Genomic DNA, 7,634 nt, shown 5'->3' with positions numbered 1-7,634 from the left:
CGGGCTTTGCCGCGCCGCCGGGCGTGGTGTCGTCGCTGCCGGGGGCCTGCCGGGCACCGTCTCGGGTGCCGTCGCGCAGGAGGGCCAGCAGGGCGAAGATGCCGCCTTCGCCGTCGTTGTCGGCGCGCATGATGAACAGCACGTACTTGATGGTGACCACCACGGTCAGCGCCCAGAACACCAGCGAAAGCACCCCCAGGATGTTGGTGGGCGTTACCGGCAGGGCATGCAGGCCGTGGAAGCATTCCTTGATGGCGTACAGGGGGCTGGTGCCGATGTCGCCGTACACCACGCCCAGCGCGGCAAGGGCCAGCGGCAGCAGGCGGTCGGCGCCATGAGTGGGCTGGGTGGCCCCGGGTTCGACGAATGGTGTGGATGGAGTGGCTGGCGCGGACGGAGCGGGCGACGCCGAAGTGCCGGAAGACGCGGCAGGGGCGGAAGCGGGTGCTTGTGTGGACATGTGCTCATGACCGGCAACAGGCGCAGACCCGGCGGAAGGCACGGGTGATGCGCCTCCGGTGGCGGAGGCTTGTGGGGCGGTGAGCCCTGTGGTGGAGAAAGTGGCGGACGAGGACGCAACGGCATCGCTACGCGGCGAGACGCACGCGGTGCCGTCCGGCATGCTGCCGGACGCGCCTTCGCCCAACGGATCGGAACCGGTGGACATGAGGCCTCCGAAAAGGGTGGGGAAAGCTTCCCCCACCCCGAGGCCTGTCCGTCCGGCGGTAGCCGCCCGCTGCATGACAACGGACGAATGCACGGAGGGTGCTCGGAGGGGTGCTCTCCCTTCGACGCCTGCGAGGTTAGCTGACGGGCTCGGGCCGAAGAGATTGCCCTACGCCTTGCGGCGATGCGCCCCGTACCGGGTGACCGGTTGTTGGGTCCCCCGCTTCCGCCCCAAGGCGGAACTCGGCGATTTCGGCGAGGGCTACGCCTGTCCGCCCACTCTGTCAATGGGGTGCGAAAGGCTTGTCTCGCAAGGACTTGCGGGCAGGCGCGAAGGGACGGGGCGGTGCGGGCAGGCGCGAAGGGACGGGGCGGTGCGGGCAGACGCGAAGGGACGGGGCGGTGCGGGCAGGTGGGGGGCAGAGTGGCGCAGTGCGCAGGCAGGAGAGGGCGGCAGCGCGGGGCATCGGGCCAAGCATCGGGCCAAGCATCGGGGGGGGGGGTATCGGACAGGCATCAGGCAGGGCCGACACTGAACGGTTCGTATCGGGCGGCGCGCATGCGCGCGTGGGGCAGGGTGCCTGCCCCCATTGCCAGATCCCGGCTGCTGCTCATGATGTAACGTGCGCGCGTGAAGGCGGCGTGGCCCCCGGGCCGGGCCGCAGCGTAAGGACGTAGCGCCTGGCCAGTCGGGCGGTAGTGCCCCGGAGAGCCTTTTTCCGTTTTTTTCGGGCATCGTGCAAGAAAACCGCTTGACGGTGACGGCGTGCGCATGTAGATACCCCTCCTGCCTCGCAGGTGTAGGCGCGTAGCTCAGGGGGAGAGCACTTCCTTGACACGGAAGGGGTCAGCAGTTCAAATCTGCTCGTGCCTACCACACCGAAAGCCCAGAGAGGGAGGTTCCGGCCTCCCTTTCTTGTTATGGTGCGCGCGGCGGCAACAACAAACTCACCGAGGAGATTCGGCGTGAACGTGACCATCGAAGGACAGGTGTTCGACGTGCAGTCCGGCGTCTCCTGCCGTGACGCCCTCAAGGGCGCCCTGAGCGGGAAGAAGTTCAAGAATGTCGTAGCCTGCCGCTGCAACGGCACCCCGCTCGACCTCACCGCCACCGTGCCCGCCGACACCACCACCATCGAACCGGTCTTCGCCGATTCGCCGGAAGGCATCGAGCTCATCCGCCACTCTGCCGCGCACATCATGGCGGAAGCGGTGCAGAAGCTGTTCCCCGGCGTGAAGGTGACCATCGGCCCTGCCATCGACAGCGGGTTCTACTACGATTTCGACTACGAACGCCCCTTCTCCGTGGACGACCTCGAAGCCATCGAGGCGGAAATGCAGAAGATCGTGGCTGCCGCGCATCCCTTCACCCGCACGGAAATGACCAAGGACGAGGCCGTGGCCCTGTTCGAGGGCATGGGCGAGACCTACAAGGTCGAGATCGTGCGCGACATTCCGGCGGACACGGTGTCCGTGTACCGCAGCGGCGACTTCGTCGACCTGTGCCGCGGCCCGCATATTCCCGACACCAGCTTCGTGAAGGCGTTCAAGCTGCTCTCCGTGGCCGGTGCCTACTGGCGCGGCGACGAAAAGAACCGCATGCTTTCGCGGGTGTACGGCACGGCCTTTGCCGACCCCAAGGCCCTGAAGGACCATCTGCACCAGATCGAAGAGGCCAAGCGCCGCGACCACCGCAAGCTGGGCCAGCAGCTGGATCTGTTCGCCTTCCACGAAGACGTCGCCCCCGGCATGGTCTACTGGCATCCCAAGGGTATGCTGCTGCGCACCATCCTCGAGGACTTCCTGCGCAAGGAACACCTGAAGCGCGGGTACGAACTGGTGCAGGGGCCGCAGCTTCTGCGCCGCGAGGTGTGGGAAAAGTCGGGCCACTACGACAACTACCGCGAGAACATGTACTTCACCGTCATCGACGACAACGCCTATGGCGTGAAGCCCATGAACTGCGTCTCGCACATGCTCATCTACAAGAGCCACCTGCGCAGCTACCGCGACCTGCCGCGCCGCATGTTCGAACTGGGCGTGGTGCACCGCCACGAAAAGTCGGGCGTGCTGCACGGCCTGTTGCGCGTGCGCCAGTTCACCCAGGACGATGCGCACATCCTGTGCCGCCCCGACCAGCTGGAAGCCGAGATCATCGGCGTCATCGCGCTGGTGCGCGACCTGATGGGCCTGTTCGGCTTCGACTACCGCATCGTCATCTCCACCCGGCCGGAAAAGTCCATCGGCTCGGACGAGGACTGGGACCGCGCCACCAACGCGCTCATCGGCGCGGTGGCCACGGCGGGCCTGTCGTACACCATCAACGAGGGTGACGGCGCCTTCTACGGCCCCAAGATCGACATCAAGGTCACGGACGCCATCGGGCGCGAGTGGCAGCTGTCCACCATCCAGGTCGATTTCACCTTGCCTGACAGATTCGACTTGGTGTACATCGGGCAGGATGGCGAGCGCCATCGCCCGGTTATGGTCCACAGGGCCATCCTGGGTTCGCTCGAACGCTTCATCGGCGTGCTCACGGAGCACTTTGCCGGGGCCTTCCCCACGTGGATAGTCCCGGTTCAGGCGCGCCTGCTGACCGTCACCGACGCCCAGAACGATTTCGCCATGGGTGCGCGTGACCAGCTTGTGGCCGCTGGCCTTCGGGTAGAGGCCGATACGCGCAACGAAAAGCTGGGCTACAAGGTCCGCGAAGCCCAGTTGGAGAAAATTCCCTACATCCTCGTGGTGGGGGACAAGGAAGTGGAGGCCGGGGGCGTCAACGTGCGGCTGCGCAACGGCGAAAACCTTGGCCTCAAGACCCTTGCCGAAGTGGCGGAAATGATCAGGGCGGACTGCCAGGAACCGTTTAAACGTGGAGGAATGAGCTATAGCTTCTCCTAACAACAGGATGCGCCGCGATATCCCGCAGGACACCGTGCGGCGTAATGAACAGGTCCGTGCCCGCGAAGTGCGGGTCATCGGAGCGGACGGCGAACAGCTCGGCATCTTGTCGCGCAACGACGCCATCGCGCACGCAAAGGAGCTGGGCCTCGACCTCGTCGAGGTGGCCGCCACGGCCGATCCGCCCGTGTGCCGCGTGATGGACTACGGGCGCTTCAAGTACGAGCAGCAGAAGAAGAAGGCCGAGGCGAAGAAGAACCAGACCGTGATCCAGATCAAGGAAATCAAGGTCCGGCCCAAGACGGATGACCATGACTACGACACCAAGGTCAGGCACATCCGCCGCTTCATCGAGGAAGGCGACCGCTGCAAGGTCACCGTCTTCTTCCGCGGGCGCGAAATCGTCCACAAGGATCGCGGCCAGTCCATTCTCGACCGTATCGTCGAGGATACCAAGGACATCGCCAAGATGGACCAGGAGGCCCGCGCCGAAGGCCGCACCCTGTTCATGATGCTCGCTCCGCTGCCGAAGAAATAGGCCGCATCGGCCCTTGCTTCCGGCGCGTTTTTATCGCATTATGCCCCCTCTCGCCGGGGGTGCGGTCGCTTGCGCCGCTGCAACCGACCGGGAATTTTCGACGATCCAGTCCTTGAGAAGGCAAACCGGGTCCTCCGCCTTGCGGGGGGCTTCGTCATGCGTCCGTCGCCGCCCCGGCGGCCACGGCGCGAGCAGAGAACGGCAAGGAGTATCCAATGCCCAAGATCAAGACCCGGCGTTCCGCCGCCAAGCGCTTCTCCGTGACCGGCAGCGGCAAGTTCAAGCGCCGCAAGCAGAACCTGCGCCACATCCTCACGAAGAAGAACGCCAAGCGCCGCATGCGCCTCGGCCAGTCCGCCACGGTGGACAGCACCAATGAGAAGGCTGTGCGCCGGATGATGCCCTACGCCTAACGAAGGCGTTCAAAAAAGTACTTTTGCCCTCCGGCTGCGTCGGACTCGCCTTTTGCTCCGGTCGAGTACCTAAGAGTACACTCCCTTCGCAAAAGGCTCGTCCTCCTTGCCGGAGAACAAAATTCCTTTTTTTGAATCGCCTTCGTCGGGGCCAGTGCCCCGGCAAGGCGTGCTCTCCGTCCAACGAGAGCGCATCCCGCACTTTACATTATCCGCTCCGCTGGCCCGGTCTCTCGCCTCGCGGAGTCAAGATCACGATGGAGGTATTCCATGCGCGTGAAGAGAGGTCTCGCCTCCCACAGGCGTCACAAGAAGTATCTGGACGCGGCCAAGGGTTTCCGTGGCGGCCGCAGCAAACTGTACCGCACCGCCCGCGAGGCCGTTGAACGTTCGTGGATGTACGCGTTCCGCGACCGCAAGGTGAAGAAGCGCGAATTCCGCAAGCTGTGGATCCTGCGCATCAACGCCGGCGCCCGCATGCACGGTCTGTCGTACAGCAAGTTCATGCACGGCCTCACCCTTGCCGGCATCTCCCTGAACCGCAAGGTGCTTGCCGACCTTGCCGTGCGCGAGAAGGAAGATTTCGCGAAGCTGGCGCAACTCGCCGCCTCGAAACTCAACTAACCCCATACGGGGTCTCTACGCATGGACCTTCTCAAGGAACTGGAAAGCCTGGTCCCGGAACTCGAAAGAGGCCTGGACCAGGCTTCGTCATTGACGGAGCTTGAGGAACTGCGCGTCGCCTTCCTTGGCCGCAAGGGGCGTCTTGCGCAGATCATGGGCCGCCTGCCCGAACTTTCGCCGCAAGACCGGCCCCGCCTGGGGCAGGCCGCCAACGGCGTCAAGATGGCCCTCACCGAACGCTTCGAAGGCCGCAAGACCGCCCTCGAAGCCGCCAGCGAGGCCGCCGCGCTTTCCCGCTTCGACCCGACTCTGCCCGGCCGCGCGCCGTGGCGTGGCTCGCTCCACCCCGATACCCTGGTCATGGAGGAAATCTGCTCCGTGTTCCGGGGGCTAGGTTACGACATCGTGACCGGGCCGGAAGTGGAGATGGACCACTACAACTTCGAAGCGCTGAACATGCCCGCCGAACACCCGGCGCGCGACATGCAGGACACCCTGTACGTCACCGAGTCCATCCTGATGCGCACCCACACCTCGCCGTTGCAGGTGCGCACCATGCTGGCGCGCAAGCCCCCGGTGGCCATCATCGCCCCCGGCAAGGTCTACCGCCGCGACTCGGACATCACGCACACCCCCATGTTCCACCAGATCGAAGGCCTGATGGTGGACAAGGGCGTGAGCATGGCCGACCTGCGCGGCACGCTCACCTCGTTCCTGCGCACCGTGTTCGGCGGCGATACCAGGGTCCGCTTCCGCCCCAGCTTCTTCCCCTTCACCGAGCCCAGCGCCGAGGTGGACATCTCGTGCTGCATCTGCGGCGGCAAGGGGCACGTGGGCAACGAACCCTGCCGGGTGTGCAAGACCACCGGCTGGGTCGAGATCCTGGGCTGCGGCATGGTGGACCCCGCCGTGTTCACCGCCGTGGGCTATGATCCCGAGGAATACACCGGCTTCGCCTTCGGCCTTGGCGTCGAACGCGTGGCCATGCTCAAGTACGGCATTGGTGACCTGCGCATGTTCTTCGAGAATGATGTGCGGTTCCTGTCCCAGTTCAGCTGAGTTTTTGAAGACAAGCGGGGGGCGGGGAAGGGGACCCTTTGAAAAGGGTCTCCCTTCCCCGCCCCCCGTCCCCCCCCACCCCATCCCCCCCAAACTTTACGATTGGGTTGGTCGGAGAGGGGGAGTTGGTCGCGGGTGCTGCCTGCTCACGCCTACAATGAAAAAATTTGGGGGGGTGGGGTCCGGGGAGGGAGACCCTTTTCAAAGGGTCCCCTCCCCGGTTCCTCCCCCGATTCTCTTAATCATGGAGTAGCCCCATGCTGCTGTCCCTTGCCTGGCTGCGCGAATTCGTTCCCTTCGAAGGCACCGCCGAACAACTCGGCGACCGTCTGACCATGCTCGGCCTTGAACTGGAGGAAATCCGCCGCCCGTTCGACGCCATCCGCACCATCGTGGTGGGCCACGTGGTGGAACGCGCCAAGCACCCGGAGGCCGACAAGCTTTCGGTGTGCAAGGTTGACGCGGGCCAGGGCGAGCTGCTGGACATCGTGTGCGGCGCGCCCAACGTGGCTGCCGGACAGAAGGTGCCGGTGGCCCTGGTGGGCACCACCATGCCTGGCGGAATGGTCATCAAGAAGGCCAAGCTGCGCGGCCAGCCCTCGCACGGCATGATCTGCTCCGAGCGTGAACTGGGCCTTAGCGACGACCACGAAGGCATCATGGTCCTGCCGGAGCACTTCACGGTGGGCAGGCTGCTGGTGGACGAACTGCAACTGGACATGGAGGTGTGCGACATCTCCATCACGCCCAACCGCGCCGACTGTCTTTCCGTGCTGGGCCTTGCGCGAGAGGTGGCCCTGGGCTTCGGCCTGCCGCTGACCCTGCCCCGGTTGAACGTGGTTGAAGACGGCCCGGACTGCTCCGGCGAGGTGGCCATCGAAATCGCGGACCCGGCCCTGTGCCATGCCTATCACGGGCGCATTCTCGAAAACATCCGCGTGGGCAAAAGCCCGGCGCGCATCCGCCACCGGCTTACCGCCATCGGCGTGCGCCCCATTTCCAACATCGTGGATGCCACCAACTACGTAATGATGGAACTGGGCCAGCCCATGCACGCCTTTGACCTGGACCTGCTGGAAGGCTCGCGCATCGTGGTCTCCCCTGCGGTGGCGGGCGAGCGCATCGTGACCCTGGACGGCCAGGACCGCGCGCTGGTGGCGGGCGACCTGCTGATCCGCGACGCGGTGAAGCCCGTGGCCCTTGCGGGTGTCATGGGCGGCGCCAACTCCGAAGTTTCCGACGCCACCACCCGCGTGCTGCTGGAAAGCGCCGTGTTCCGTCCCGGCACCGTGCGCCGCACGGGCCGCAGGCTGGGCCTTTCCAGCGAGGCGTCGTACCGCTTCGAGCGCGGCGTGGACCAGGCGGGGGCGGTGTACGCCATGCACCGCGCGGCCCAGATGATGGCCGAGCTTTCCGGCGCGCGGTTGCGCCCC

Annotated in this window: 7 protein-coding genes, 1 tRNA gene and 1 riboswitch; of the genes, 7 read left to right on the top strand and 1 reads right to left on the bottom strand. The window is 65.4% G+C overall.

Features of this window, described 5'->3' with window-relative positions:
* A partial coding sequence (locus tag FVW27_RS20780; protein WP_243838180.1) for a KUP/HAK/KT family potassium transporter occupies positions 1-460 on the bottom strand: 460 nt, incomplete at its 3' end.
* A gap of 317 nt (positions 461-777) precedes the next feature.
* Positions 778-925: riboswitch (cyclic di-AMP (ydaO/yuaA leader) on the bottom strand.
* 543 nt (positions 926-1,468) lie between these two features.
* Between FVW27_RS20780 and FVW27_RS03205 the strand changes: the two genes are divergently transcribed.
* From FVW27_RS03205 to pheT, 7 genes are all read left to right on the top strand, one after another.
* A tRNA-Val gene (locus tag FVW27_RS03205) sits at positions 1,469-1,543 on the top strand.
* 89 nt (positions 1,544-1,632) lie between these two features.
* Positions 1,633-3,567, top strand: coding sequence for a threonine--tRNA ligase (gene thrS / locus FVW27_RS03200; RefSeq protein WP_167122681.1), 1,935 nt, complete (start codon positions 1,633-1,635; stop codon positions 3,565-3,567).
* Between the two features lie 7 nt (positions 3,568-3,574).
* Positions 3,575-4,105 carry a translation initiation factor IF-3 gene (infC, locus tag FVW27_RS03195; RefSeq protein ID WP_012612127.1) on the top strand — a complete coding sequence of 177 codons (531 nt, stop codon included), beginning with the start codon at positions 3,575-3,577 and terminating at the stop codon, positions 4,103-4,105.
* A gap of 215 nt (positions 4,106-4,320) precedes the next feature.
* Positions 4,321-4,518 carry a 50S ribosomal protein L35 gene (rpmI, locus tag FVW27_RS03190; RefSeq protein WP_012612126.1) on the top strand — a complete coding sequence of 66 codons (198 nt, stop codon included), beginning with the start codon at positions 4,321-4,323 and terminating at the stop codon, positions 4,516-4,518.
* Between the two features lie 270 nt (positions 4,519-4,788).
* A complete protein-coding gene (gene rplT, locus FVW27_RS03185; RefSeq protein ID WP_007522954.1) occupies positions 4,789-5,142 on the top strand; it encodes a 50S ribosomal protein L20 in 354 nt (117 codons plus the stop codon).
* Between the two features lie 21 nt (positions 5,143-5,163).
* Positions 5,164-6,201, top strand: a complete 1,038-nt coding sequence (locus FVW27_RS03180) for a phenylalanine--tRNA ligase subunit alpha (protein WP_167122679.1) — start codon at positions 5,164-5,166, stop codon at positions 6,199-6,201.
* A 257-nt stretch (positions 6,202-6,458) separates the two neighbouring features.
* The coding region (pheT, locus tag FVW27_RS03175) for a phenylalanine--tRNA ligase subunit beta (protein ID WP_167122677.1) at positions 6,459-7,634 on the top strand (1,176 nt) is incomplete at its 3' end.

Source organism: Nitratidesulfovibrio liaohensis, from assembly GCF_011682075.1.
In the GTDB taxonomy this organism is placed as follows: domain Bacteria; phylum Desulfobacterota; class Desulfovibrionia; order Desulfovibrionales; family Desulfovibrionaceae; genus Cupidesulfovibrio; species Cupidesulfovibrio liaohensis.
This window is presented reverse-complemented; position numbering and strand designations above follow the sequence as displayed.